A 23,269-nucleotide genomic window follows, 5' to 3' on the forward strand; every position below is an offset into this window, starting at 1 on the left:
CGCCTTGCCAGCCGCCGTCCCTTAGACTGTGCAGCCCTAATCGGACGTCTGTTGGGCAGTATGCTGAAACTGAAGATGTATCCGGCAAATAAAGGTGATGCGTTTCTGGTCAATGCCAATGGCAATCACTTGCTGATTGATGGCGGGTATGCCAGTACCTACACCGACTACATCGCTCAGGATCTGGCGGAATTGTCACGACAGGGCGGGCGTCTCAGCCTGGTGGTATGCACCCATATCGACGCCGATCACATCGGTGGGCTGCTGACCTTCTTTTCGACCAATGGCGGTCCCGGCAACCGAGGCATCGACGTCGACGAGGTCTGGCATAACAGTCTGCGCTCCTTACCGTGCCCTGCCACCGGGCCAAGCCTGACTGAAGATGCCACGGTGCTTGAAGCCATAAAGCGACGAGGTTTCCCCATACCTCCCGAGCAGGCGGCCGATCCGATCAGTGCGCGCCAGGGCAGCTCGCTAGCCAATCTCCTCAGAAGCCAGGGTTATCACTGGAATTTCGGTGACGGATCTCGCTGCATAGACCGCCGCTGCGCGACACTCGACCTGCCGCATACAGTACAGCTTGCCGTGCTGGGCCCTAGTGTCGCGCGGCTGGAAAGTCTTCGCACCTTCTGGCTCAAAGACATGCAGAAGTTCGGCTATCGAGGTGCAGCGCAAAGCAGCGATCTGGTGGACGATGCCTATGAGATGTGGTGTGCCCATGCTGCTCAACAACCAGTTTCTGCGGGCATTCAACCGATTGCTGCAAATCAGGAGCTGTCGTTGGCGCAGGTGTACAAAGCCGACACGTGGATTGCCAATGGCAGTTCCATTGCACTGTTGTTGACGGCGGGGCGGTCAACCGTGCTGTTGTTAGGTGATGCCTGGGCCGAAGACATGGTCGAAGAACTGAAATGCCGGCAGCCAGAGTCGGGGCCCTTGTTGTTTGACGCCATCAAGATCGCTCACCATGGGAGTTATCACAACACCAGTGTGGAGCTGTTGGCTTTGGTGGACGCCCCATGCTTTCTGATTTCCACCAATGGCAAGGGAAGGCATGGTCATCCGCATTTCGAAGTACTGAAAGAAATCGTCGACCGGCCAGCGTCTTTCGAACGCACGCTGTATTTCAACTATGAAACCGCAGCCTCACGACGGTTGCGCAACTACTCATCGAAATCCGGAGCGCGTTTTAGCGTTCACGTGGTTGAAGGCGAATGGATTGACCTTGGAGAAGCCCAGCTGTGATGGATGAAGCTGTCAAACAAGCCACCTGCATGATTATCGGTAGCGAGGATGTAGGGACCGGTTGGCTGATTACACCCTCGCTCGTGCTAACGGCGCTGCATTGCGTGAAAGCCACTGCGGCGGCAGGCGGCCCCCTCACAGCCCGCTTCGGGACTGGTACTGCTGCGACTCAGTATGCTGTGGTGGTTGAAGCGCTGGACGACGATCTCGATGTATGCCTGCTGCGCCTGCCTGCGCCCTTGGACATTGAGCCGATTCCACTGGACGGCAGCCTGCCCCGGGTGGGTGCAAAGTGGTACGCGTTCGGCTATCCGACGACCAAGGTTGATATTGGTCATGCCCTCAACGGTGAAGTCCAGCAGATATTGAGCGAACGGGTGCACGGAGTGGACCTCGACCTGTCGGTCGCTCCAGGATCCCACCTCTCCGATTATCAAGGCCTGTCAGGCGCGGCGCTCATGACCGGCCGCGTTTGTCGCGGCATGCTGCGGCTGAATGTCGACACGGCGCTCGCTGCGCTGAGCATCGACCAGTTGCGTCCATTCCTTGAGGCCCACGGCGTGCTGCCTGAACTCCTTGTCGACGCCGAGCAGAGCGCGCCGCATGGCGCTCGCCCGGAGTTTGACGAGCTTTTTGAAAGCCGCCTGGCGAGCCTGAACGGCGGTTACCTCTGGGTGGAGGGCGCGCACGGTATTGGCAAGTCGACCTACTGCAGGCAGTTTGCACCGCGCACCCAGCCACTCGAAGTGCTCGGGGTGTACGCGCTTTCGGAGCGAGGTCGAGGAATAACGCCCGCGCACCAGGCTCAGCCGGAAGTATTCTTTGACTGGATCAACTCGTTATTGTCGCTGCAAGTGAGCGGGAAGCCGGCCAGGTTGCGGGAGCTGTCCTACCCTGATCTGATCCAGCAGACCCATGAAGTGCTCAACGCGCTGGCCCATCGGCACGCCGCTGCCGACAAGGTCGGGGTGCTGTTTATCGACGGCCTGAACGAAGCTGTCGGGGTGAGCACGGATAGTCTGCAGCGTTTTGTCGGCTTACTTCCCTCGGTTTTGCCTCGCGGGCTCGTGATCGTCATTACCGGGGTTGGCTTGGAAGCGCATGCCAGCAGCATCGGCCCCCTGCTGCAGAGCGCGGGGCGCTTGACCCTGCCGGCCCTTGATCACGACAGTCAGCACGCGTTGTGCATCGAGTTGCTCGACCCGGGCGTAGCGACGTCGACGCTGGTGGCCCTGCTGTGTGAGCGGGCCGTGGGCCACCCGCTGTACCTCCATTACCTGGCGGATCTGGTGAACGGTGGCGCTAGCGAAGCCGATATTGCTCGATTGCCCGCCTTCAGTGGCGCCATTCAGGATTATTACGAGACGCTCTGGGGACAACTCCTGCCGGACCCCGACGCGGTCAATCTGCTGGGGATCATTGCCCGGCTCCGTTGGGGGATTTCCACAGCAGACCTGACCGTCATGCTGCTGCCCGCCGAGAGTGCCGTCTACATCGCCACACTGGCCCGGATCCAGCACTTGCTTTCTCGAACGGGTAACACCGAGATCTATCATCCATCCTTTTCGGAGTTTGTGGCGCACAAGACCTCAGCCATGAACCAGCGCCTGCAGGAGCGGCTGGCGACTTTCTGCGTCACTGCGGAGAGTGGCGACTACGGACAGCTGAACAGGGTCTATCACGGCCTGCTGGGTGGAAAGCAGGCGCAACTGCTGGCCATCGGAGAATGTCAGCAAACATGGGTGGACGCCGCCGTTGTGCTGGGCTCAGAGCCCGATGTACTCCTTGGCGACATCGATCATGCGCTCGCCGCCGCGACGCGTATCGGTATGGCCACCGACATGGTCCGTTTGCTGCTGCTGTCACAACGATTGACCTTTCGCTACGACACCCTGTTTACCCAGTCAGCCGAGCGGGTGGCGCTGGCTCTGCTGGCGCTCGACAAAACCGATGAAGCACTGCGCCATGTCATTCGCAATGGTCGCGTGATTGTGAGCGCGCACGAAGCGTTTACAGTCGTCCATGCGCTGACGCGCAAGGGCCGCCAGCGCGAAGCGCAAATCCTGCTGGATAAGGTTCAGCTGTCGCTGAATGCGGTATTTGAACAGTGGCAATCCGAGGGTAGCATCGAGACTGATCGGCTCATCGAGACGATCCAACTGCGCTTGCACGGCTTTGCTTTAGCCGTAGCAGCGGGTGGACAGCCGCCAGTGAAGCGCTTCCTTAACGCGATCGTGCATCAATTCGTGCGCGCCCCGCATAGTCCGTTTTCCGTCGAAGAGCAAAATGAAGTTCTGTTACAGCTCACAGGTAACCTGAGCGGCGCGCTGCTTTGTCTGCGCGGACAGTTTACGTCGCTCCTGCAGCTCAAACTCCCTAACACCGATCCCGAGCAGATCCTGCACTCGCTGCTCCACACGCTGGTCTTCGCCGAAATGAACTCCCGTCTGTATGGTGTTCGCCTGGCCCGGGAGAGTATCAACTTGCTGTTGGAGGATTTGGAAGCGGTCAGCCAGACACTACAGCAACCCCAGGATCTGCGCGTCGTCGTTGTCGATACGCTGATTGAGGCGGGGGCCACTCGGCCGCTGGTACGAAGGTGCACAGTGGGCATTGCCGACACCCCGCAACCGCTGGCCTTGTATAAAACCAACCGTGCCGACCCCGATCGGGAGGGTTTCCACGAGTCGTATCGGCAGCTGCGTGCCCGGTATTTCCTCGATGACACCCAGCTACAGCCGGTGGTCCACCCGGTCCAGCCGCATGACTGGGAAGGCCCATTGCGCTCGATTGCTGCGGCCATCGCCTGGGCTGATGGTACCGCGCGCAGGGCCACGGCCGAGGCGGATCACGCCACTGTTGATCAGGTATGGTCCTGCGTAACTGATGTGATTTTACCGGCTTGGGCCATCCCCCTCGCTTCTCGGATCCTGTGGCAAGGCGCCTACAGCATTCCGGAGACCATCATCCCTGTTCTGTACGAGCGTTTAGCAAAACTGATACTGGACTGCTTTCCCCAGCGGTCAGGTGTGTTCATTCAGGTGCTTGAAGCGGCGTTTGATCACCAGTTCGGCCTCTACAACGAAGGTTTCCGCCAGGCGCTCGCGGGTGTCGCGGAGCAGTTCGTCAGCGCCGAGTTAACGGTGGACACGGCGGACGCGCTCTTCAACCTGATCATCCGCTGGCGAGACTACGTCGCGGCAAATGTCGAGAACCGATACGAGCTGATACCCGAGCTATTGCGCATTGTCCCCCTGCTGACGCGATTGGACGCGACCGAACAGGCCTTCCAAACGTATCAGTTGGCACTGCGTTTTTCGATGGGCCCAAGCTGGTACAAGGAGGATCAGTTGTCCCTGATGTCCAGTACGCTTGAATCCCTCCCGATCGAGCTGAAGGTGCCCCCGACAGCGCAGGCACAAATTGCGGCTTACCTGGAACGAGCCAGCGGGGATATGACGTTTCAGCGGTATGTTCGGGCAGACAAGGGCAGCTTCATCTCTCAACTCTGCCGGCGTTCGTTGTACGCTGGTGCCGTTCAGTATTTCAAGCATCAGTCTTGCGGGTCGCTGGCGCAACTATTGGCACAAGCGGCGGCCGGTGATCTGGACAGGGTATCACCGCTGGTTGGCATGCGATTCCCGGGCGGCGCGCTGGAGGAGCAGGCGGCCATGCTCGCCTTGCTTCGCCAGGTGCCGAGCAAGGCGGACTGGCGGCTGCGCTGGGCGCTGCTTGAGGTGTACCTGCATGGTGATGAGCGACACCTGGGCGACTGGGGACGAGAGTACGCGCTCATTATCACTGCACTGGAAGTTGAGCCAGACGATGTGGCCTGGGCGACACGGCGAATCCGGGTCCTGGTTCAAGGCATGCGCGCTGAACGGGCGTGGATGCTGTTGAGGGAGTCGGTCCTCCCCTTGTCCGCCGCTATCAACGCTGACCTTGCCCGCTTGCTGGAAGAGACCGAGGCGCGCGTAGGGCAGGAGCGCCTTGCGCAACTCGCCTCCATGTTTGGTTTTGAGTCTGAGCAACCTCGGGCGGCAGAAAAAGCGACGGGTAGCCCTGAGATACAGCCAGATCAGGTTGATTCCCTTGCGGACGAGCTCTACCGCCCAGGTCTGTTCGGCAAAGTGTCGGTTGAAGAGCAGGCCCGCAAAGATCTAGCGGCGGCGCGCTCGCTCCTGCGCCGAGGTAATTCGAACGCGGCAGTCAACGCCTGTATCGAAGTCCTGCGCAACCTCCAAGCGGGAGGATGGTCCATCTGGTCGAACAACCATACCGGTACCGCGGCGGAGCGGCTGATCATCGCCGAGGTACAAGACGGCAACGAGTTGGCCCGTCTTTATGGCCCGCTGTTGCTCGAGGAGCGCCACGTGCAGCGATGGCGCATCGCATCGCACCTCATTGACGTCGTGGCCAACAAGGTAGCGGCGCCACAACAGGTTGCCTTGCTTGACATCGCCATTGAGCATGTCGGACAAATGGTGGGAGAGGCGTCGACTGAAGCGTTCGACTACCTTGACCGCTGCGAGATCGAGGCCAACGAAGCGCTTTTTGAACTGTTGCTCTGGACCCTTGATCATCCGGTCTGGGAACGCCGCGACAGCGGCGCGGCCATGCTGCTCTGGCTGTCCTCAAGGGATGACACCTGGTTTGCCCAAGTGGTGAAACTTGCCTTTTCAATGGATCCGCGCAACCGGGCGGACATCGCTGCTGCCGTTCTCGACGTGCTGTCCTGCCGCAATCCGGCGGTGTTGTGGCAACGCTTAGCACCACACCTCATCATCGCTGAGGTTGTAGCAGAATGTCGTCACGTAGCACGGTTTGCCACGCTTCTGCGTATCGCCCAGCGGGCGAGTGAGCAGGGCTGCGCGACTGCAGCTAGCGTGGCGTCGGCGATGCGCGCAAGTTGCGCTGACGGCCCTGTTCCAGCGTCTGCCCAGTCGCCTGCAGTACCTGAGTTCTTTCCACAGGAGCTCCACGAACTCTGGCATACACTGGCAGAGCTCGGTGCCCTCACGGAAGCGTCGCTGACGCAGCTTGGCACGGTGCTAGCCGATACCTGTCGACCGCTCTCTATTGATATGGCACAGCAGCTGGAAATGAAAACTGCGCAGAGTTTTCGAGAGCCGGACCATCTCTCCACGGATCGTTGGGCTGGTAAACTGCGCTATGCCTTGAACGCGGCATTGTTTCGCCCCATGCCTGTGGACAGGCTGCTCTCCATCGAAGCGGCGCTGCGCACCTACAATCCGAGCACCATTGCCGCGCCCAAGGACGGTAACCGATTGCTCTCTGGCCTCGTGACCGCACTGGAAAATGGTGACGAGCAGGACTATCGACCCGCTTGCGACGATTTGGTGTTTCTGGATCTCCAGTGCTTCGTGGAGTTGGAAGGGGAAACCGCGTTCATTGAACTTGTCCCGCATCTGGTTTCTCCTGATCCCAGACAAACGCCGTATCGCTCAGGCTATGGATTTAAATCAACGGAGCTGCCACCCGATACCCCTGATCAGCAAATGGCGATCAGTGTCAGGGCTCAGCCAGTTGTCGCGTACTTTGCCTCGCTCAGTCCGGCGGTGCCTACTCACAGTTTCACCCAACTGATCGGGGCCAGCCCCTCTGCAACCATCAGGTACCATTGGCGCGATGGCAGCAGCGTTACGGGCACCGGCTGCAGTCGTCGATACGAGGCCGCACTGCTCGCCGTACAGCGGGGAGCACTCGCGCTTCCTCCAGGCTGGAACATCGTCTGGGCGCTGCGAGTCAACGGGAATGTGCGGGCAATTCTGCACGATGTTTAGAGGGCGATGACATGCTGACATCTTATGCGACACCGCTGACGCGGGCGGATTTTGAAGCGCGTGTGGGCTACTCGGCGGAACAGTGCCGCATGGGACTTATACACTTTGCCAAAGGGCTACGAGGCACTGAAAGCCTTACCCAAGTGCGGTGTTTGCCCAACGGCAGAATCGATTTGCTGAGCATCGACGAAGCAGCCCGCTTGCACGCGAACATGATGTATCAGATGCGGAATTTCACACCCTCGGTTGCCGAGGAAGGCATCGAATAACGCATTGCCGGCCCGGCCTCGAGCCAGGGCATTTCGTCCATTTTATGCAGGATCGAATGTGCTCGCGGCCGTCTCGGCCAAGCCAGGACAAACGCCCGGATGCTCGCTCAACGGCTTTGGCCGCTGCAACATATTTGTGCGGCTTTTGACATTTTGTCGTTCGGACATTCTGACCGTTGTCGGCCTGCTGTCTGCACACCTTTGGGCACGGCAGCGATTCATTTGATCTACGCCGCCCCCTGCGTGGTGTGGGGTTGTAGCCGCGTAGTTTCGCTTCAGCATCACCTCGGTGTTAATGCTCAATGCTTGAACTCAACATGGCTGAGTGGAGCTGGATCGCCGTTTCGCGCCTGGGATCGCCCGGATCGCAGGTTTGCAGCAGCTCCTCGAGCAGGCCAATGTTAAAAAGGATCCACGGCTCCAGCTCCCACTCTAATCCGGGTCGCCAACAAGACCTACTGTCGGTGTCGCGGGGCGTGCAAGTGCAAACCCGCACGGCCGGTGCGGGGGGCGGCTTTTTCCGCTTGGGGCAGGGGACAGGTGTTCGCGGATTGTAACCGGAAGGGGGAAGGCTGCCGGGCCGGCGCCCTGTGTCGGGACAACACGTCTGTGGCATTGCTCAGCTTTAGCAAGCGGCTTTCGCCCCCTGCTAAAGGGAGTGCCCGGGTCTATGCGGATTTTTCTGCAGTGGCGCGTGCCGCTCGTGGCTTCGGCGCCCAGGCTTCGCAGGTCAGGACAAGAGTGCGTGCGTAGGAGAAAGCAGCCTCACGTACGGACTGTTCGGTGAAATACCTCAGCCACAAAAACAGCATGGCCAGCGACACTGCAACCGATGTCAGCTCCCCACCATTGAGCAACGATTCCGGTGTCGCCGCCGCCTGGAAGCGGATTACCCAACTATTCAGGCCGTGTCGAACCCCCACCCAGACCAGACTGCCCAAACACAGGCTGATCGCGACACACCGCAATCCGAAAGCATTGCGGCGGAAGCCGTAGGAGATGTTGTCCTTGTACAACAGGCCGAATTGCTTGGTATCACGTGTGGCATTGCGCAGCATATTTCCCGCGGAAGTATAGAGGGCGTCCGCCGCTTGCGGATCGGCGGCTTCCTCACCTGCGTTGGGGAAGCGAGCGCCCATCTTCTTCGCAAGAATGGCGTGATAACGCTGGAGAGAGGCCACGTCGAAGGTGGTGTTTTCCCGATGGCGCAATACCTGGGTACTGGGCATGCCCCCCCACTTCTTCCACAGCGCGGGCTCCTTGGCTTTTCCGCCACGTCGGGCAAAATCAGCCAGCAGATACAGCAGACCGCAGACGATCAACGCGGAAACCAATGTGCTGAGCACCCCGAGCTTCTCGCTGTACAGCGAGAACACCAGCACGATCACCGGCGACAGGGTCAGGAGCGCAGGGTACAGACGTGCCTGTCGTTCGTAGGGATCGGAGAACTGACCGATGGCCTTGGCAATGGATGCCCCCGTACTGACCGTCATTCTTCGACTTCCTCATAAAACGGCAGATAGGTGATCGGCCCCCAGCCTTCACGCTTCGGTGTGCCCTGGGTGAAATGAGAAATTGCCCGCCCCTTGGTCTGGCCAACGCGAAAGCCGCGACGAAGGAATGCATTGGTAACAACCTTCTTCGGGTGCCGCGGGGCGTTAGCGGCCGCTGACACATAGGCCGTCCGTGAGGGTTGATCCGGAGTGTTCTGCAGCGGCTCGCCCACGATCATATTCAAGGTCTCGGTGGACACGTTGTGCCGACCGCCATGGTGGGGAATCTGCACAAAGCTGACACGCTGGGGCAAATCAATGCCAATGCTGCTGGCAAAGTCCGCGCAGGCGCGCAGGGCCTCGATGCCCGCATCCCCGGTCAGCAGGTAACCGCCTTTCCCGACGGTGGCAAACAGGATTGCGCTGCTTTCATTTTCAGCCGAGGTCGTTACCGTATCGGGCAGATATTCCTTGTCCCACAGGTCGGCAACATACCCGGCCGCTTCCTTGATCATGTCGAAGAAAGAGGCCGCGGTACTCTCTTCTTTCTTGAGCTCAGGGGATTTTTCAAACTGGGGGACTAGTCCGTGGACATAATGGTCTCGGGTGGGTGACAACACCGTAAAAATCCCGATCTGGCTGCCGGCGAACGGTTCGTGGATCGGAATGTCTCGCTCCAGCGCGGCTTTTTCCAGGGCATTCGCGGCCGACATTTTTTGCTTCAGGCGCTCGGCAAGGCTGTCGTTGGTGATCCGACCATCGTGGAAATAATGGCGAATCTCGTTGCTGTACGCCCAAGGGCGGTGCATCCACAGTTGGCCTACCGTCAGGTTCTCCAGGACGTGCAGCAATCCCCCCGCATGGTCATTGTCCGGATGCGAATTGACCACGTAATCGACGTAATGCGAGTTGAAGTGTTTTTTGACATGCTCGACCAGGTCAGCGCCGTAGGCCTTGGTGCCACCGTCATAAATCAGGATTTTGTATTGATCATCCTCGCGCCAACGAACTGCGATCGCGTCGCCACTGTGTTTACCTTCCCCCACGGGCAAGAAGTCAATTTCGATACCGTTCACCATTTTAAGCGCTCCAAATTTTTGTTGTTGTCTCTGCCGCCGACCAGCGCTCACGAGGAATGGCCGTCTAAGTGTAACGGCTCGCGTTTGAAATCGGCCGCGCTCGCAATCAATGCGATTCCCGGCTCAGATTAACTGCAACTGACGGAGCAGCCGGGCTCACATTCACTGCGAGTGAGCTTGCATTCAGATGCGTCGGCTTGCATTCCATCATCGTGGGCTCACGCTTTCTGCAATTAACCAGAGCCACTTTCCAGAGGCAAAGCGAATTAGTCGTCGTGACGGGTACTGACCTTTTGTGTGCAGGGGCTATCAGGCTCGAATGCCGCCCTCTTATCCGCGCGAGACATAAAGCGTTGATAGCACTCCAGGCCACAGAAGTGCACGACGTACTCGGAACCTTCCGGCGTAAGCGCGGCGTCAAGGGGAATGTCCTTGCAACATTCGCAGCAGCTGATGGTAGGGGTGTTGTTTGCGTTCATGATGGGGTTCCTCCGTCGTCCAAGAAAACCTAGTAACGCTTCCGCACCCGTGATCGAACCTGTGCGCAGATCGACCTGCGGCCGGTAGTGCAGAAGAATTCCCGGCGCTCCCAACTCTGCCGCAACTCGGCAGCGGAGACCGCGCAGTGGTCTGAGCGGATCACGGCCGCTCCCGAAAGGCCCGCAGTGCCGCTCTCAGGAAGAGGATGAAGAGAACCGCCAGCACGAGCGCAGCGAGGCTCCAATGTTCGCTGACGAAGGCCCCGGCCGCAGTCCCCGAAAGCAGCAATGCCAGCACCGGCAAATGGCAGGGGCAAGTGAGCGCGGCGAGCGCACCCCACGTGTAGGCGCGCCAGCGGGGTATCTTGATTGATTCGGATTGGTTGGTGTTACGCATGGGCGTGACCTTCGACGGCGCAATGGGTCAGCCCGGCCAACTCCGTTTTCACTGCGGCTAAAGCCGCCTGCCGTGTCGCGATTTGCCGAAGCAAGCGCTCGATACACCCGATCACATCGGTACTATCGTGCGCATCGAGCGCTCGACAGAGCCGCGCCAATTCGTCGAGCCCGATACCGGACTCGAAGGCGGCACGCACGAAGCACAGCCGCGCCAGGGACCGCTCATCGAAAATGCCGTAACCGCTTTCCGTGCGCCGCGCGGGCTGCAGCAAGCCGCGCAGCACATAATCTCGGACGATATGGACACTAACGCCCGCGTCCTCGGCCAATCTGGATATGGAGTAGGCATTCATCGCCGACACACCCGATCTTCACCGCAAACTGGGGCGCTCAGATATTTCCTTCCGGCTAGGCGCTCAGGTAGCCAGATGAGCAACGGTGCAGCACCCAGAGCCAGTAGCAGCCAAAGCCTGGAGAGATGCTCGCCGTTTTGGTCAAACACATAAGCCAGTAGCGCACCAACCGCGAGCAACAGGAAGTAAGGCCCCGTGATGTAGCAGTGAAGGCGGTGACAACGCGTGGCGTTGACCAGGCAGGCGCCGCCCATCACGGCCAGCGCGGCGCCCGCTGCCAGGAACAACGCGGGGCGTCGATCTGACAGAACAATCGCTATCGTCGCCACGACGGCAGGCAGCCCCCAGAAGCTGACCACCTGCCATGTCTTGCGTAGGCTGTCGCACCTACCGAGTTCGCCTGCCGTGTTGCTCATGTTTCAACCTCCCTCTCTCATTACCCGGCGCAGCAGGACAATTGTTTGACGTCCTTGTTAAAGGTCTGTGCGGCGAGCTTCAGCCCCTCGACCATCGTCAGGTAGGGGAACAACTGATCGGCCAGTTCCTGCACCGTCATCCGGGCGCGGATGGCAATGGCGGCGGTCTGGATGATTTCCCCCGCTTCCGGAGTCACCGCCTGCACGCCCAGCAGCCGGCCGGAGCCCGCTTCGGCGACCAACTTGATGAAACCCCGCGTGTCGAAGTTAGCCAACGCTCGTGGCACGTTGTCCAGGGTCAAGGTGCGGCTGTCGGTTTCGAGGCCGGCGTGCTGCGCTTCGGCTTCGCTGTAGCCGACGGTGGCCACTTGCGGATCGGTGAACACCACGGCCGGCATGACGTCGAGATTGAGCTTTGCCTCGCCGCCGGTCATGTTGATTGCCGCGCGGGTGCCCGCCGCCGCCGCCACATAGACGAACTGTGGTTGGTCGGTGCAGTCGCCGGCCGCATAGATATCCGCTGCGCTGGTGCGCATACCCTGATCGATCTGGATTCCACCGCGCTCGTCCAGCTTCACGCCGGCGCCGTCCAGATTCATGCCCTGGGTGTTCGGCAAGCGCCCGGTGGCAATCAGCAGTTTGTCGGCACGTAACTCACCATGGTTGGTGGCCAGTACGAACTCGCCGTTGGCGTGGGACACCTGGCTGGCTTGCGTTTGCTCCAGCACTTCGATGCCCTCCATACGGAAGGCCTCCGTCACCGCCGCGCCGATGGCCGGGTCTTCGTGGAAGAACATCGCACTGCGTGCCAGGATCGTGACCTCGCTACCCAGCCGGGCGAAGGCCTGCGCCAGTTCCACCGCCACTACGGAGGCGCCGATCACGGCGAGCCGCTTAGGGACTGTATCGCTCGCCAGCGCCTCGTCCGAGGTCCAGTAGGGCGTGTCCTTGAGACCGGGAATCGGCGGAACGGCCGCGCTTGCGCCGGTGGCGACCAGGCAGCGGTCGAAGGCTACGATGCGCTCGCCCCCCTCGGCCAGTTCCACGCTGAGCGTGTGGCCGTCCTGGAAACGGGCGGTGCCACGCAGCACGCTGATGGCTGGGGTGCTCTCCAGAATACCTTCGTATTTGGCGTGGCGCAGTTCGTCGACACGGCCTTGCTGCTGCGCGAGCAGTCGCTCGCGCAGGACCGTCGGCGTCGTGGCGGACAATCCAGTGTCGAACGGACTCTCGCGGCGCAGATGGGCCACATGCGCGGCACGAATCATGATCTTGGAGGGCACGCAGCCCACGTTGACGCAGGTGCCGCCGATGAGACCGCGCTCGATGAGGGTAACGCGGGCACCGCCTTCCACCGCCTTGAGCGCGGCCGCCATCGCCGCGCCACCGCTGCCGATGACCGCAATGTGGAGCCTACCGTCTTCTTTCCCGGCGCCAATGCTGCCGCTCAACCAGCCCCGCGCCTTGTCGAGCAGGCCAGGACGGGCTTGTATCGTGGAATCTTCGAACGCCGCTCGATACCCCAGAGCCTCGACGGCGGCCTGCATTTGCTCTCGGCTTACGCCCTCGTCGGCCTTCAATTCGGCTTTGCCGCTGGCATAGGAGACATCCGCCCGGTGCACACCGGGAATTTGCTCCAAGGCCTCTCTGACATGCTCGGCACAGGAGGCGCAGGTCATACCGCGGATTCGTAAGGTGGTCATATTCTTTGTTTCCTCGGAGGGGTTAGTGGCGGTATCACGGTTTTGGCGGCGTCGGACAGGCATTCGGTACGCAACGGCGGTGAGCGGGCGACACCAGATCCCAGATGGACACCCCAAACATGAGAGCCAGGCCGATGTAGAGCAACCAGCCACTCCGCCAGCCGTGAGCCAGCATCAAAAACACCGCTGCCAGCACCAGGACAGGGCCGATCAGACTGAGCGCAGTCCGTCGCCACTGCCGATGATTGAGCCAGCCAAGGGCATTAACGAGCAGAGCCAGTCCAGCAAAAAGAGGCAGCAGCGTGGTGATGAACAGGCCTTCCCACTGGCTCAAAAAGCCCAGACCGATCGCGGCCCCCAGGCTGGCAAGGGCGGGAAAACACGAGGCGCAACCTATGGCGGAAACCAGCACGCCGACAGAACCGGCTTTGTCACCGATCCGCGTGAACAGATTGAAAGAATTTGCCATCGGAACTCCCGCCTATTGCTTGACGCTGGACGGGTAGCCGGCGTCCTCGGTCGCCTTGGTCAGCGCCGGGGCATTGGTCTTGGTATCGTCGAAGGTGACGGTGGCCTCGCGGTTCTCGAAGCTCACCTCAGCCTTGGTCACGCCATCGACCTTGGTCAACGCCTTCTTCACCGTAATCGGGCAGGCGGCGCAGGTCATGCCGGGCACCGACAGGGTAACGGTCTGGATGGCCGCCCAGACAGGTGTGGCGACGAGAGTGGCAAGGGCGAAGGATGCGAGCAGTTTTTTCATGGCGAACTCCTGATCAGTAGAACAAGGGAAGGATGTAGGGGAAGCCGAGCGCGACCAGCGCCAATGCCGTCACCACCCAGAAGAGCAGCTTGTAGGTGGTGCGTACCTGAGGGATGGCGCAGACATCGCCCGGCTTACAAACTTGTTGGGGTCGAAAAATGCGCCGGTAGGCAAAAAACAGCGCGATCAACGCCCCGCCGATAAAGATCGGGCGATAAGGTTCCAGCACGGTCAGGTTGCCGATCCAGGCCCCGCTGAATCCCAGTGCGATCAGTACCAACGGCCCAAGACAGCAAGTCGAGGCGAGAATCGCAGCAAGCCCCCCGACGACAAGAGGGGCGCGCCCGTTTGATGGTTCAGACATGCATTTCTCCTTTCGAGCATTTGATCGATGGTTTAAGGTTAATCCCGTAGTCAAGTACGGAATCAAGCGGTATGAAAAAAAATTTGGAAAGCCTGACCATCGGCGCCTTCGCCAAGGCGGCCGGGGTCAACGTGGAAACCATCCGGTTCTATCAACGCAAGGAGCTGTTGCCCGAACCGGACAAGCCCTACGGCAGCATTCGCCGCTACGGCGAGGCGGATGTCGCACGGGTGAAATTCGTAAAATCCGCGCAACGGCTGGGCTTTAGCCTCGAAGAAGTGGCCGGGCTATTGAGGCTGGATGACGGCGCTCACTGTGATGAAGCGCGCGTGCTCGCCGAGCAGAAGCTCGAGGACGTGCGCGGCAAGCTCGCAGATCTGCGACGGATCGAGTCAGTTTTGGAGCAACTGGTTCACGACTGTTGTGCGAGCCACGGGACTGTCTCCTGTCCGCTGATCGTTTCGCTGCATAGGAACAAAGAGCCGCGCTGACCTACGATCAGCAGTTTCGTAAGGCACCCCTGTTTGTCGGCTGGAGCTTAAAAAAAAGCGGCGCTCAATGAGCACCGCTGAATGGCCAAAGGAGCACTTGCAGAGGCCACAGATGGGTAATCTGACATTTACGCTCACGCCTTATCAGGACAAACTCACGCTGAGTCTGGTCGAGCGGAGCGTGGAGCGGTCGCTCATGTACTACCTTGCAGGTGAACAGGCGGGCTGCTCTTCGACACGGCTAGCCGCCGTGGCCCCTTGTTGCTCAATCTTCACCACCAAGGCCGCCTCAGCCTTGTCGTGCATAGAAGCGGCCCGCTCAATCGAACGATCGCTCCCGCCCTCGGCCCATATGGTGGATGACAGCAGAGTCGAACCCACTATCAGTAGCAGTCTTAGGTATTTCATAACAGCCTCCTCTCGGGTTTTCTACCCACGAGTCGACTCTATCTCCGTAGTTAAGTACGGAATCAAGCAGAGGATAGAGTTGGAGTACCTGGACTATTGCGCTGAGAGGAGAGGGCAGGGCTTAAGTGCACTTTCTGATCCGTTGCTCCTCAGCCCCCAGACTCAGATCGGCAACCCCGCTGCCAGCATCTTGTCCCGCAGCTCAGCGGCGCGCGCCGGATCGAGCGCGTTGCTAAACAGCGCCTTGATCTCATTGGGTCTGGCGTCGAACTGATCTACCAGATCCTTGATGCGGTAACCGTGGCGCGTCAGGGTCGGTTCCAGATCATCCAGTTGACGCGACAGCACTGATTCCACCAGCTCCGCCGAGACCGGTTTCTCGCCAGTCAGGTAGCCGGCTTCCAATGCCATGCTGAGGTGCAGTTGGATTTGCAATGGTGTGCGCAGCTTGGTGGCGAGCAGGTCGATGGCGTCTTCACTCAGGATCGACTCGGGTTCGACCTTCCCCGCAGTGCAGGTTTCCAGCAGCCAGTGGATGTACTCGGGGACGATAGAGAATTCGGAAAAAATCGTACGCTAAGCTTCGCGAGTTCTTGTAACCAATTCATTGTTTTTTCAATGGATGAAAGAAAATGGCGAAAGCTATTTGACAAACAAATCGGGATCTTATAACTTACCTACCAAGTAGTCGGTAGATGAAATAAAGCCATGAAACTCAATTCAGATCTTTCGCAGCGTGTTGTCGTCGAGCCTTCAAGCTTACAGTGGGTCGATTCGCCAGCGACCGGGATTCAACGCCAGTTACTGGAGCGTGATGGCGACGAAGTGGCGCGTGCCACCTCGATCGTGCGATACGCGCCGGGCTCCGCTTTTGAAAATCATAAGCACGACTTGGGCGAGGAGATTCTGGTCCTGGACGGCGAATTCAGCGACGAATCCGGGACCTTCGGGCCTGGGACTTACATCAAGAATCCACCAGGTTCTTCGCATGCACCGAGCTCCGCGACGGGTTGCACGTTGTTCGTCAAGCTGCGCCATCTTGATCTAGCCGACAGCCAACGCACCGTGGTCGACACCCGTAACGGCCCCTGGTTTCCAGGCCTCGTGCCGGGTCTGTCGGTGATGCCACTTTCTGAGTTCGACACACAACATACGGCTTTGGTGCGCTGGGCCCCGGGGACACGATTCAATTCGCATCGTCACTACGGCGGTGAAGAAATCTATGTGTTGGAAGGCGTCTTTGAGGATGAGTTCGGAAGCTACCCTACCGGCACATGGATGCGCAGTCCGCATTTGAGTGCTCACCGTCCCTTCAGCAATACAGGCTGCACCATCCTGGTCAAGACAGGCCACCTGCCAGTCGCCGAATCAAATGAGGCGCTTGCATGAAGCATTTCTCCGAAATCTCGCCGACCGCCGAGCGGGTGGTCGATGCCGCTGAAGGGTTGGTACAGCAGCACGGCTACAACGGCTTCTCATACGACGACGTGGCCCAGTTGGTAGGCATCAAAAAACCAAGTATCCACCACCACTTTCCCAAGAAGGGTGAACTCGTGGCCGTGGTCGCACAGCGCTACACGCACCGGTTTCGTGAGGAGTTGCTGAGCATCGAAGGGCAGCATGCGAAAGCGCCTGACAGGCTAACTGCGTATGCGGCACTTTTCGAACGCACCTTCGCCAAGGACCGGCGCCTTTGTGTCTGCGGCATGTTGGGTGCCGAGTCGGACTCGCTGCCGGACGCCGTTGTGAGCGAGGTCGAGCGATTCTTTAAAGTCAATCTCGACTGGTTGACTCTTGTCGTTGCCGATGGTCAGCGTGCCGCGCTGATCACCTCGAATTCCACCCCAGAGGCTCTCGCAGAGGCATTCTTGTGCGCGTTGGAAGGCTCGATGATGGTGGGCCGTGGCATGCGGTCGTCACGCGGACCGGCCGAAGTTGGAAACACTTTTCTTTCCACCGTGTTGACCTGAGGTCGGCACTTTTTTTGCAACACAACCCTACCATTTAGTTGGTAGTTAAGGAGATTATTATGAGTACTGAATTTAATGGCAAGAAGTTGTTGGTCATCGGCGGCACTAGCGGGATGGGACTGCAAACTGCCCGCATGGTTCTTGAGCAAGGCGGAAGCGTCGTCATCGTCGGTCACCGTGAAGACAAGGCCGAAGAGGCCCGCAAGGCGCTGTCGTCGTTGGGCACCGTGACCGCCCTGACTGCCGATCTCTCGCGAGCCGAAGATGTGAAGCGACTCCTGCATACCATCGATGAACACCACAAGGACATCAATCTTCTGGTCAACGCGGCTGGGGTGTTCTTCCCGAAGGCGTTTCTTGAGCACACGGAAAGTGATTACGAACAATATTTGACGTTGAATAAAGCGTTCTTCTTCATCACACAAAAAGTCGTGGCCAATCTCGTGGCCAGCGAGCGTCCCGGCGCCATTGTGAACATCGGCTCGATGTGGGGCAAGCAGGCGATTGCGGCTACGCCGTCGTCCGCGTATTCGATGGCAAAAGCAGGTTTGCATTCGCTGACCCAGCACCTTGCGATGGAGCTGGCATCCAAACAAATCAGGGTCAATGCCGTTTCTCCGGCGGTTGTCGAAACGCCGATTTACGAGGGATTCATACCCAAGGCCGAGGTTCATGGCGCCTTACAGGGATTCAACAGCTTCCACCCAATCGGCAGGGTTGGGACGCCACAAGACGTCGCCGAGGTCATCCTCTTCCTGTTGTCGGACAAGGCAGCATGGGTGACGGGCGCAATCTGGGACGTTGACGGCGGCGTGATGGCCGGGCGTAACACATAATGGGGGAACGAGAAATGAACACAAACATTAAAGGAACTCCCGGCAACGGGATCAACGTCGGCGCATTGCGTGAGTTTGCAGATCAGGTCGCAGCAAAGCCCGCCGCAGGCATCGCGACGTTCGGCGTCGTGACAACCTGGGAGGGTGGCACCCGGACGCGTGCGCGAACCATGCCGCTCGTACTAGGTGACACGGCCTTGGCGCGCGGCTTTGTCATCGACGCGGACGAACCGGCAGAATTGCTCGGTACCGACACGGCCGCTAATCCACAAGAATTGATCCTGGCTGCGTTGAACGCATGCATGACTGCAACCTACGCGGCAAATGCGGCGGCAATGAACATCGAGTTGCAATCGCTGACTATCCGCACGAAGGGAAGCCTCGATCTGAGAGGTTTTCTTGGAATCGATCCTGGGATCAATCCAGGGTACGACCAGGTCGAGTATGAGGTCGAAATGGAGTCGTCGGCGGATTCGGCGGCGCTGAAAGCATTGCACGCGCAGGTGCAGCGAACATCGCCGAATTACCACAACTTCGCGAGAGCCATTGATCTCAAGGCCAAGCTGACCATTCTCCAATGATCGAGTCAGTGTTTCCCGTGGTTGGCTGACGGGAGGCCAAACCAGATGCGCTATGACGGAAGGTTCAACCTTCCGTCATCACGTTCTCTGGAATACGCAGTGTCAATTTGAGGTATAGGAAGCGGATAGAGGCGGCGTAGCGGGGTGAGGTAGCAACGATTGCCAAAGCCCGATACTTGCACGGAACGCTACGACGTAAATCCGACAGGCATAAGCAGGAAGGGCGCGCGAATTACCCTGGGAGATCTGTTTGGCCTGCCACGTGCTACCGGCACCGAGAGGTGGCGGGATGGGCGAACAGAAGTCAGCAGAGGCCGTAGTAGTTGCTCGGAACCGGAGCGATGAAGGGCTGAACCTGTCATGAGTGGATAGTCAGGTGTGCTCTCTGTTGGAGCGTAAGGCAGAAACGTCGTGAACAGCGGCGGTCGAGACCATCAGGAGGTAGGAGTCGGAAACTCCGAGGGCCGGTCTGGGCGCTTAGTTACCACAGGCGACACATCAACGGAACCAAGCTCGCTGACGCAGTCTGTCAGTAGGCAGGAACCGCCGTATACGGAACCGTATGTACGGTGGTGTGGGAGGACGGCGGGGGCGACCCCGCCTCCTACCCGATTTCTCTATCGTCCCCAAAATCGGCCCCCTGCGGCCCCCTGCGGCCCCCTGGGCGCGTTTCTGGTGCTAAGGTAGGCTTGCCCCCTGACTGACAGCTTCCGCGTTGTGTGGGCGATTCTGGAGGCTCTGACGCTGCTCCGGTTGCAGCGCTCCCGCCCCCTCTTTGGCGTTCAACCCTTACGGACTTGCAGGCGGCGGCAGTCGTCCAGGATGAGTACAGGCGGTCGGATCGCCTCGATCCATACTGTCCAACCCTTAGCGAGCCTTCAGGCGGCGCATAGGTTTGGTTCAGTTCGAGGTGGTTGGGTTGACGCCGGCGCGGCTTGCCGCGCCCTTGGTAAACGTTGCTGGCCGTAGGCCAGGCATTTTTGAGCGGGCGCAGGCCGCGACAGGCCGACGCGAAGCGGCGGGGCGAAGGGAGCGAAGCGACCGAAGGGTAGGCGCGCCCATAGGGCGCTAACGGCGGCTTGTATGTTGCTTGCAGGGCTGCGAGTTGCCCACAGGCTGAGAGGTTTTAAGAAGATTTAAAAGATTTAAAAGATTTAGGAGGAAAAAACGGCTTTTTATCTTTTGAAATCAAGGTCTTACGGATGTGGCCGGTTCCTAATAGACGGAACTCGGTTCCTAATAGACGGAACTCGGTTCCTAATAGACGGGCTATCCACAGCCTGGGAGGGAATACGCGACAAAACATGGTTTAGGGGTGCCCGCAGAATTCGGAAAAAATCGTACGCTAATGTTTTACGACACCTCCTTGAGGTTGCCGCGTTTACATCATTACCTGAACAGGTATAAAATTCCGTCATGACAAACAAAGAAAAACCGCTCGAATGGATCGCGAGCAGCCACAAGGATTTGATGGCGTTGCACGTCCGACGTGCGTCGCCGTTTCGGTTACGCGCTCTCGTTGGCGCAGATAGGCGATCAGGATGACGCAGCAAAGGTGCTCAAGGGGTTCGGTGGTGCCGGCGTGCTGGAGGTCGTCGAAGACGATGCCGGCGGCACCTATCGAGCGGTATACACGGTCAAGTTTGCGGAAGCGGTGTTCGTCCTGCACTGCTTCCAGAAGAAGAGCAAGAGCGGAATCGCCACGCCAAAGGCCGACATGGACATCATCCGCGCTCGGCTGAAGGTGGCCGAGGTATTGGCACAGGAGCTACGAAATGCAAAAACGAATCATTGAAGGCGTCGAGGTTCAGCGCAGCTCGGGCAACGTCTTTGCCGACCTTGGACTGCCTGACGCTGAAAAGCTCAAGATCAAGACCGGCCTGGTGGTCGAGATCAGGAGGGCCATGCGCGCCCTTGGGCTGACTCAACAAGCGGCGGCCAAACGCATGGGCATCCCGCAACCGAAGGTGTCGGGCATGATGCGCGGCGACTTCACCAATCTATCCGAACGCAAGCTGATGGATTGTCTGAATCGCCTCGGCTACGACATCGAAATCAAGGTACGGCCAGCAGCCGAGCCGATCGGGCATCTAACGCTCGCAACCGCTTAATCGGAGCCCTCCTGATGGCAGCCCGCATCACCGACGACGAATGGGACGAACTGACTCCCGAGAATTTCGATACCACGGCACTGCTGCGTGCAGTCGATGCCGTGGACGTGCTGCGCGGCGATTTGAATGACAGCGCAGACGGCGCACCTCCGCAACTGCGCACCGACCTGTTGAAGCTGCATCAACTGGCAATGGCCGCGTTCAACGAGGGATCACGCAGCCGAGTGGCTGAGCTATTTGATCTCGCCGTGGATCTTCAGGATCAGGTTGATCATCTGATGACCTCGCTGGAACAAGTGCAAGAAACCCTGTCCCGGTTGACGGCGCTCTACCCAGAAAGCCTGTCCTGAATGTTCTTGGAGACAACCACATCATGAGCCGCAGCCGCCGCAAAACGCCCATCGTTGGGCACACGACCTGCCGTAGCGAGCGCGAGGACAAGAAACTCTGGCATCAGCGCTGGCGAACCCACGAGCGCACCGCGCTGGCCAGCGCGTCGCCGGAAGCTCTATGCGCCCATCTGCCTCTACTGGAAAACCAGGTCAGCAACGTCTGGTCGATGGGTAAGGATGGCCGCTCCTACTGGCCCATCAAGCGCCAGGCCGCCACGGCGGATCGCATTGCCAACCACAAGGGACGCAATCCGCAAGAGCGCGCCTCCCTGAAAAAGCGTCTGCTGCGCAAGTGGATGAGCAAATGAACCTGTCCACCATCGAGGCGCTGGCTATCGCTTGGGCGCGAATCGCTGAAGAAGCAGAACTCCCAGCCGGCTACGAGGGCACGGCGACGCCAGAGGCGCATCGGGCCTGCGAGGTGATCCAGGAGCGGATTCGAGAGCACGTCGTCGCCACCAATGACATGCGGCTGTTCGGCCTGCTGCACCTGCTTGGGCAGGCGTCGCTGCGCATGGAGCAAGCGCTGTGGCCGGAAGAATATGCGCGGATGACCCGCGAGGTCGAGGAAGCTCTCCGAGAGGCCGACGACCCCAACGCCAAGTCGTACACCCACGAAGAAGTCATGCAGGCGATGCAGGAACGCATCGACCGAGCGCGAGACAAAGCCATGTTGATCGGCTGACGGAAATTTCGGCGGTTCCGGCTGATCCAAGAATCTTGGCGTGACCTTACCTCCGCTCTACCGCTGGGTGCCAGCCTCGGCGCACGCCTAACCACCCAACTCAGAAAGGAAAATAAGTTGGTAAAACGCATTCCCGTATCCGAGCTTCGTCTCGGCATGTACATCCACAAGCTCGCCGGCTCTTGGGTTCGACACCCATTCTGGCGCGGCAGCTTCCTGCTGACCGAGCCTCAGGATCTCTCTGCCATTCGAGAATGTGGCGTCGGGGAGGTCTGGGTCGACTTGGCCAAAAGCCAAGTCGACCCAGAGAGCCCAGAGAGCCCAGAGAGCCCAGAGAGCCCAGAGAGCCCAGAGCCCAGAGCCCAGAGCCCAGAGCCCAGAGCCCAGAGCCCAGAGAATTGTCGGAGGAGCAATCTCTGCCGTCTAGTCCACTAAGCAAGAAAAGTGACGGCGCAACCTCAATGGAGAGCGAAATGTGTTATGCACGGAAACTCTGTCTTGCGGCCAAGTCCCAAGTCATGGACATGTTCCAGGAAGCCCGGCTTGGCAAGGCCGTCGACCCAAGCACGACGTTGCCGCTGGTCGGAGAAATCGCTGCCTCGGTGCTGCGCCAACCTCATGCCCTCATCAGCGTCGCACGCATCAAAACGCACGACGATTACACCTACCTGCACTCGGTTGCCGTCTGCGCCCTGATGCTATCGCTGGCCCGGCATCTCGATCTAGACGAGGAGCAAACGCGCCTGGCTGGCATCGGCGGACTGATGCACGACCTAGGCAAGGCCGCGATGCCGCTGGAAGTGCTTAACAAACCAGGCAAGCTCACCGATGCCGAGTTCGCCATCATGAAGCGCCACCCTGTGGAGGGCGCAAAGATGCTGCGCGCAGGCGGGGCCGAGCCCGGGGTGGTGGACATTGCCCTGCACCATCACGAGAAGATCGACGGAACCGGCTACCCGGATCGCTTGGCCGGTGACGCCATTTCACTCCTGGCCCGCATGGGCGCAATCTGCGACGTCTATGATGCCGTGACGTCGGAGCGAGCCTACAAAAAGCCGTGGGACCCGTCCGCGGCGATGCGGCAGATGGCCAAGTGGGAGGGCCATTTCGACAAACGCATCTTCCACGCCTTCGTCAAGGCCGTGGGCATCTACCCCGTCGGCTCCTTGGTTCGCCTGTCCTCTCAGCGTCTGGCCGTTGTCGTTGAGCCGGGAATGGAATCACTGCTGACTCCCAAGGTTCGCGTGTTCTTCTCGCTACGCTCGAGAGAGCCGATCCCGATGCAGACCATCGACCTGGCGGCCACGAGTTGCAAGGACAGTATCACTGGCCCCGAAGACCCGACGCTCTGGAACTTCAAGAACCTCGACGACTTGTGGATGGAATAGCCCCCACAAAACGACGGCCCCGTGAGGGAGCCGTTGAACATCG

The 23,269-nt window shown here is 59.5% G+C and carries 25 protein-coding genes and 2 pseudogenes; 15 read left to right on the forward strand and 12 right to left on the reverse strand.

Annotated features, from left to right (window positions below):
• The first annotated feature begins 60 nt into the window (after positions 1-60).
• Genes avs1a through avs1c form a run of 3 tightly spaced genes read left to right on the forward strand, consistent with a single transcriptional unit; the run spans position 61 to position 7,318 of the window.
• Positions 61-1,245, forward strand: coding sequence for an AVAST type 1 anti-phage system MBL fold metallo-hydrolase Avs1a (avs1a, locus tag RHM69_RS04865; protein ID WP_019819738.1), 1,185 nt, complete (start codon positions 61-63; stop codon positions 1,243-1,245).
• Positions 1,245-7,049 (forward strand): AVAST type 1 anti-phage system protease Avs1b, encoded by a 5,805-nt coding sequence (gene avs1b / locus RHM69_RS04870; protein WP_019819735.1) that lies wholly within the window; start codon positions 1,245-1,247, stop codon positions 7,047-7,049. The genes avs1a and avs1b overlap by 1 nt, the downstream gene beginning before the upstream one ends.
• Positions 7,050-7,060: 11 nt before the next feature.
• Positions 7,061-7,318: an AVAST type 1 anti-phage system protein Avs1c gene (avs1c, locus tag RHM69_RS04875; protein ID WP_019819734.1), complete on the forward strand. Its 258-nt coding sequence runs from the start codon at positions 7,061-7,063 to the stop codon at positions 7,316-7,318.
• A gap of 668 nt (positions 7,319-7,986) precedes the next feature.
• On the opposite strand, the gene RHM69_RS04880 is transcribed toward avs1c, so the two are convergent.
• From RHM69_RS04880 to merT, 10 genes and pseudogenes are all read right to left on the reverse strand, one after another.
• Positions 7,987-8,811, reverse strand: coding sequence for a hypothetical protein (locus RHM69_RS04880; RefSeq protein ID WP_019819733.1), 825 nt, complete (start codon positions 8,809-8,811; stop codon positions 7,987-7,989).
• The gene (locus RHM69_RS04885; RefSeq protein WP_019819732.1) at positions 8,808-9,890 is read right to left on the reverse strand and encodes a ComEC/Rec2 family competence protein; all 1,083 of its coding nucleotides are present in this window, start codon (positions 9,888-9,890) and stop codon (positions 8,808-8,810) included. Before RHM69_RS04885 ends, RHM69_RS04880 begins: the two co-directional genes overlap by 4 nt.
• Positions 9,891-10,156: 266 nt before the next feature.
• Positions 10,157-10,414, reverse strand: a pseudogene (locus RHM69_RS04890) (DUF3330 domain-containing protein); the annotation flags it as partial.
• Positions 10,415-10,529: 115 nt separating this feature from the next.
• Positions 10,530-10,766 (reverse strand): broad-spectrum mercury transporter MerE, encoded by a 237-nt coding sequence (gene merE, locus RHM69_RS04895; RefSeq protein ID WP_019819729.1) that lies wholly within the window; start codon positions 10,764-10,766, stop codon positions 10,530-10,532.
• Positions 10,759-11,121, reverse strand: coding sequence for a mercuric resistance transcriptional repressor MerD (gene merD / locus RHM69_RS04900; protein WP_019819727.1), 363 nt, complete (start codon positions 11,119-11,121; stop codon positions 10,759-10,761). The genes merE and merD overlap by 8 nt, the downstream gene beginning before the upstream one ends.
• Positions 11,118-11,537: a hypothetical protein gene (locus tag RHM69_RS04905; RefSeq protein WP_019819725.1), complete on the reverse strand. Its 420-nt coding sequence runs from the start codon at positions 11,535-11,537 to the stop codon at positions 11,118-11,120. The genes merD and RHM69_RS04905 overlap by 4 nt, the downstream gene beginning before the upstream one ends.
• A gap of 20 nt (positions 11,538-11,557) precedes the next feature.
• Positions 11,558-13,240, reverse strand: a complete 1,683-nt coding sequence (merA, locus tag RHM69_RS04910; protein ID WP_019819719.1) for a mercury(II) reductase — start codon at positions 13,238-13,240, stop codon at positions 11,558-11,560.
• 34 nt (positions 13,241-13,274) lie between these two features.
• Complete coding sequence (gene merC, locus RHM69_RS04915) at positions 13,275-13,709, reverse strand: organomercurial transporter MerC (RefSeq protein WP_019819717.1); 435 nt, start codon at positions 13,707-13,709, stop codon at positions 13,275-13,277.
• A 12-nt stretch (positions 13,710-13,721) separates the two neighbouring features.
• Positions 13,722-14,000, reverse strand: a complete 279-nt coding sequence (gene merP, locus RHM69_RS04920) for a mercury resistance system periplasmic binding protein MerP (RefSeq protein ID WP_019819715.1) — start codon at positions 13,998-14,000, stop codon at positions 13,722-13,724.
• A 13-nt stretch (positions 14,001-14,013) separates the two neighbouring features.
• Entirely contained in the window at positions 14,014-14,364 is a 351-nt protein-coding gene (gene merT, locus RHM69_RS04925) for a mercuric ion transporter MerT (protein WP_019819713.1), read from the reverse strand.
• A gap of 71 nt (positions 14,365-14,435) precedes the next feature.
• On the opposite strand from merT, the gene merR reads away from it, so the two are divergent.
• Positions 14,436-14,855, forward strand: a complete 420-nt coding sequence (gene merR, locus RHM69_RS04930) for an Hg(II)-responsive transcriptional regulator (RefSeq protein ID WP_019819711.1) — start codon at positions 14,436-14,438, stop codon at positions 14,853-14,855.
• Between the two features lie 201 nt (positions 14,856-15,056).
• Here merR and RHM69_RS04935 read toward each other — a convergent pair whose 3' ends face one another.
• Positions 15,057-15,263: a co-regulatory protein PtrA N-terminal domain-containing protein gene (locus RHM69_RS04935; RefSeq protein ID WP_019819709.1), complete on the reverse strand. Its 207-nt coding sequence runs from the start codon at positions 15,261-15,263 to the stop codon at positions 15,057-15,059.
• Between the two features lie 162 nt (positions 15,264-15,425).
• Positions 15,426-15,674, reverse strand: a complete 249-nt coding sequence (locus RHM69_RS04940; protein ID WP_200645650.1) for a phosphoribulokinase — start codon at positions 15,672-15,674, stop codon at positions 15,426-15,428.
• A gap of 297 nt (positions 15,675-15,971) precedes the next feature.
• On the opposite strand from RHM69_RS04940, the gene RHM69_RS04945 reads away from it, so the two are divergent.
• The 11 genes and pseudogenes from RHM69_RS04945 to RHM69_RS04995 all read left to right on the forward strand — a co-directional run bounded on the left by RHM69_RS04945 (position 15,972) and on the right by RHM69_RS04995 (position 23,226).
• Complete coding sequence (locus RHM69_RS04945) at positions 15,972-16,652, forward strand: cupin domain-containing protein (RefSeq protein ID WP_004574802.1); 681 nt, start codon at positions 15,972-15,974, stop codon at positions 16,650-16,652.
• Entirely contained in the window at positions 16,649-17,233 is a 585-nt protein-coding gene (locus tag RHM69_RS04950; RefSeq protein WP_004574803.1) for a TetR/AcrR family transcriptional regulator, read from the forward strand. Before RHM69_RS04945 ends, RHM69_RS04950 begins: the two co-directional genes overlap by 4 nt.
• A 59-nt stretch (positions 17,234-17,292) precedes the next feature.
• Entirely contained in the window at positions 17,293-18,069 is a 777-nt protein-coding gene (locus RHM69_RS04955) for an SDR family NAD(P)-dependent oxidoreductase (RefSeq protein WP_004574804.1), read from the forward strand.
• Between the two features lie 14 nt (positions 18,070-18,083).
• Entirely contained in the window at positions 18,084-18,650 is a 567-nt protein-coding gene (locus RHM69_RS04960; RefSeq protein ID WP_004574805.1) for an OsmC family protein, read from the forward strand.
• A gap of 1,416 nt (positions 18,651-20,066) precedes the next feature.
• A pseudogene (locus tag RHM69_RS04965) lies at positions 20,067-20,445 on the forward strand (type II toxin-antitoxin system RelE/ParE family toxin).
• Positions 20,426-20,761 (forward strand): helix-turn-helix domain-containing protein, encoded by a 336-nt coding sequence (locus tag RHM69_RS04970; RefSeq protein WP_001172026.1) that lies wholly within the window; start codon positions 20,426-20,428, stop codon positions 20,759-20,761. The pseudogene RHM69_RS04965 and the gene RHM69_RS04970 overlap by 20 nt, the downstream one beginning before the upstream one ends.
• 14 nt (positions 20,762-20,775) lie before the next feature.
• Positions 20,776-21,111: a hypothetical protein gene (locus RHM69_RS04975; protein ID WP_000741275.1), complete on the forward strand. Its 336-nt coding sequence runs from the start codon at positions 20,776-20,778 to the stop codon at positions 21,109-21,111.
• Between the two features lie 23 nt (positions 21,112-21,134).
• A complete protein-coding gene (locus RHM69_RS04980; RefSeq protein ID WP_000091614.1) occupies positions 21,135-21,461 on the forward strand; it encodes a hypothetical protein in 327 nt (108 codons plus the stop codon).
• Entirely contained in the window at positions 21,458-21,838 is a 381-nt protein-coding gene (locus RHM69_RS04985) for a hypothetical protein (protein WP_001054412.1), read from the forward strand. The genes RHM69_RS04980 and RHM69_RS04985 overlap by 4 nt, the downstream gene beginning before the upstream one ends.
• A gap of 156 nt (positions 21,839-21,994) precedes the next feature.
• Positions 21,995-22,273 (forward strand): DUF3391 domain-containing protein, encoded by a 279-nt coding sequence (locus tag RHM69_RS04990; RefSeq protein ID WP_237113910.1) that lies wholly within the window; start codon positions 21,995-21,997, stop codon positions 22,271-22,273.
• 83 nt (positions 22,274-22,356) lie between these two features.
• Positions 22,357-23,226, forward strand: a complete 870-nt coding sequence (locus tag RHM69_RS04995; RefSeq protein ID WP_223198360.1) for an HD-GYP domain-containing protein — start codon at positions 22,357-22,359, stop codon at positions 23,224-23,226.
• The last annotated feature ends 43 nt before the right edge of the window (positions 23,227-23,269 follow it).

The sequence above is a fragment of the Pseudomonas sp. CCI1.1 genome (genome assembly GCF_034348165.1).
Taxonomy (GTDB): Bacteria; Pseudomonadota; Gammaproteobacteria; order Pseudomonadales; family Pseudomonadaceae; genus Aquipseudomonas; species Aquipseudomonas paracarnis.

Coding starts and splice junctions, on each gene's coding strand:
- avs1a (WP_019819738.1), top strand. CDS start 61: ATGCTGAAACTGAAGATGTATCCGGCAAATAAAGGTGATGCGTTTCTG.
- avs1b (WP_019819735.1), top strand. CDS start 1,245: ATGGATGAAGCTGTCAAACAAGCCACCTGCATGATTATCGGTAGCGAG.
- avs1c (WP_019819734.1), top strand. CDS start 7,061: ATGCTGACATCTTATGCGACACCGCTGACGCGGGCGGATTTTGAAGCG.
- RHM69_RS04880 (WP_019819733.1), bottom strand. CDS start 8,811: ATGACGGTCAGTACGGGGGCATCCATTGCCAAGGCCATCGGTCAGTTC.
- RHM69_RS04885 (WP_019819732.1), bottom strand. CDS start 9,890: ATGGTGAACGGTATCGAAATTGACTTCTTGCCCGTGGGGGAAGGTAAA.
- merE (WP_019819729.1), bottom strand. CDS start 10,766: ATGCGTAACACCAACCAATCCGAATCAATCAAGATACCCCGCTGGCGC.
- merD (WP_019819727.1), bottom strand. CDS start 11,121: ATGAATGCCTACTCCATATCCAGATTGGCCGAGGACGCGGGCGTTAGT.
- RHM69_RS04905 (WP_019819725.1), bottom strand. CDS start 11,537: ATGAGCAACACGGCAGGCGAACTCGGTAGGTGCGACAGCCTACGCAAG.
- merA (WP_019819719.1), bottom strand. CDS start 13,240: ATGACCACCTTACGAATCCGCGGTATGACCTGCGCCTCCTGTGCCGAG.
- merC (WP_019819717.1), bottom strand. CDS start 13,709: ATGGCAAATTCTTTCAATCTGTTCACGCGGATCGGTGACAAAGCCGGT.
- merP (WP_019819715.1), bottom strand. CDS start 14,000: ATGAAAAAACTGCTCGCATCCTTCGCCCTTGCCACTCTCGTCGCCACA.
- merT (WP_019819713.1), bottom strand. CDS start 14,364: ATGTCTGAACCATCAAACGGGCGCGCCCCTCTTGTCGTCGGGGGGCTT.
- merR (WP_019819711.1), top strand. CDS start 14,436: ATGAAAAAAAATTTGGAAAGCCTGACCATCGGCGCCTTCGCCAAGGCG.
- RHM69_RS04935 (WP_019819709.1), bottom strand. CDS start 15,263: ATGAAATACCTAAGACTGCTACTGATAGTGGGTTCGACTCTGCTGTCA.
- RHM69_RS04940 (WP_200645650.1), bottom strand. CDS start 15,674: ATGGCATTGGAAGCCGGCTACCTGACTGGCGAGAAACCGGTCTCGGCG.
- RHM69_RS04945 (WP_004574802.1), top strand. CDS start 15,972: ATGAAACTCAATTCAGATCTTTCGCAGCGTGTTGTCGTCGAGCCTTCA.
- RHM69_RS04950 (WP_004574803.1), top strand. CDS start 16,649: ATGAAGCATTTCTCCGAAATCTCGCCGACCGCCGAGCGGGTGGTCGAT.
- RHM69_RS04955 (WP_004574804.1), top strand. CDS start 17,293: ATGAGTACTGAATTTAATGGCAAGAAGTTGTTGGTCATCGGCGGCACT.
- RHM69_RS04960 (WP_004574805.1), top strand. CDS start 18,084: ATGAACACAAACATTAAAGGAACTCCCGGCAACGGGATCAACGTCGGC.
- RHM69_RS04970 (WP_001172026.1), top strand. CDS start 20,426: ATGCAAAAACGAATCATTGAAGGCGTCGAGGTTCAGCGCAGCTCGGGC.
- RHM69_RS04975 (WP_000741275.1), top strand. CDS start 20,776: ATGGCAGCCCGCATCACCGACGACGAATGGGACGAACTGACTCCCGAG.
- RHM69_RS04980 (WP_000091614.1), top strand. CDS start 21,135: ATGAGCCGCAGCCGCCGCAAAACGCCCATCGTTGGGCACACGACCTGC.
- RHM69_RS04985 (WP_001054412.1), top strand. CDS start 21,458: ATGAACCTGTCCACCATCGAGGCGCTGGCTATCGCTTGGGCGCGAATC.
- RHM69_RS04990 (WP_237113910.1), top strand. CDS start 21,995: ATGTACATCCACAAGCTCGCCGGCTCTTGGGTTCGACACCCATTCTGG.
- RHM69_RS04995 (WP_223198360.1), top strand. CDS start 22,357: ATGGACATGTTCCAGGAAGCCCGGCTTGGCAAGGCCGTCGACCCAAGC.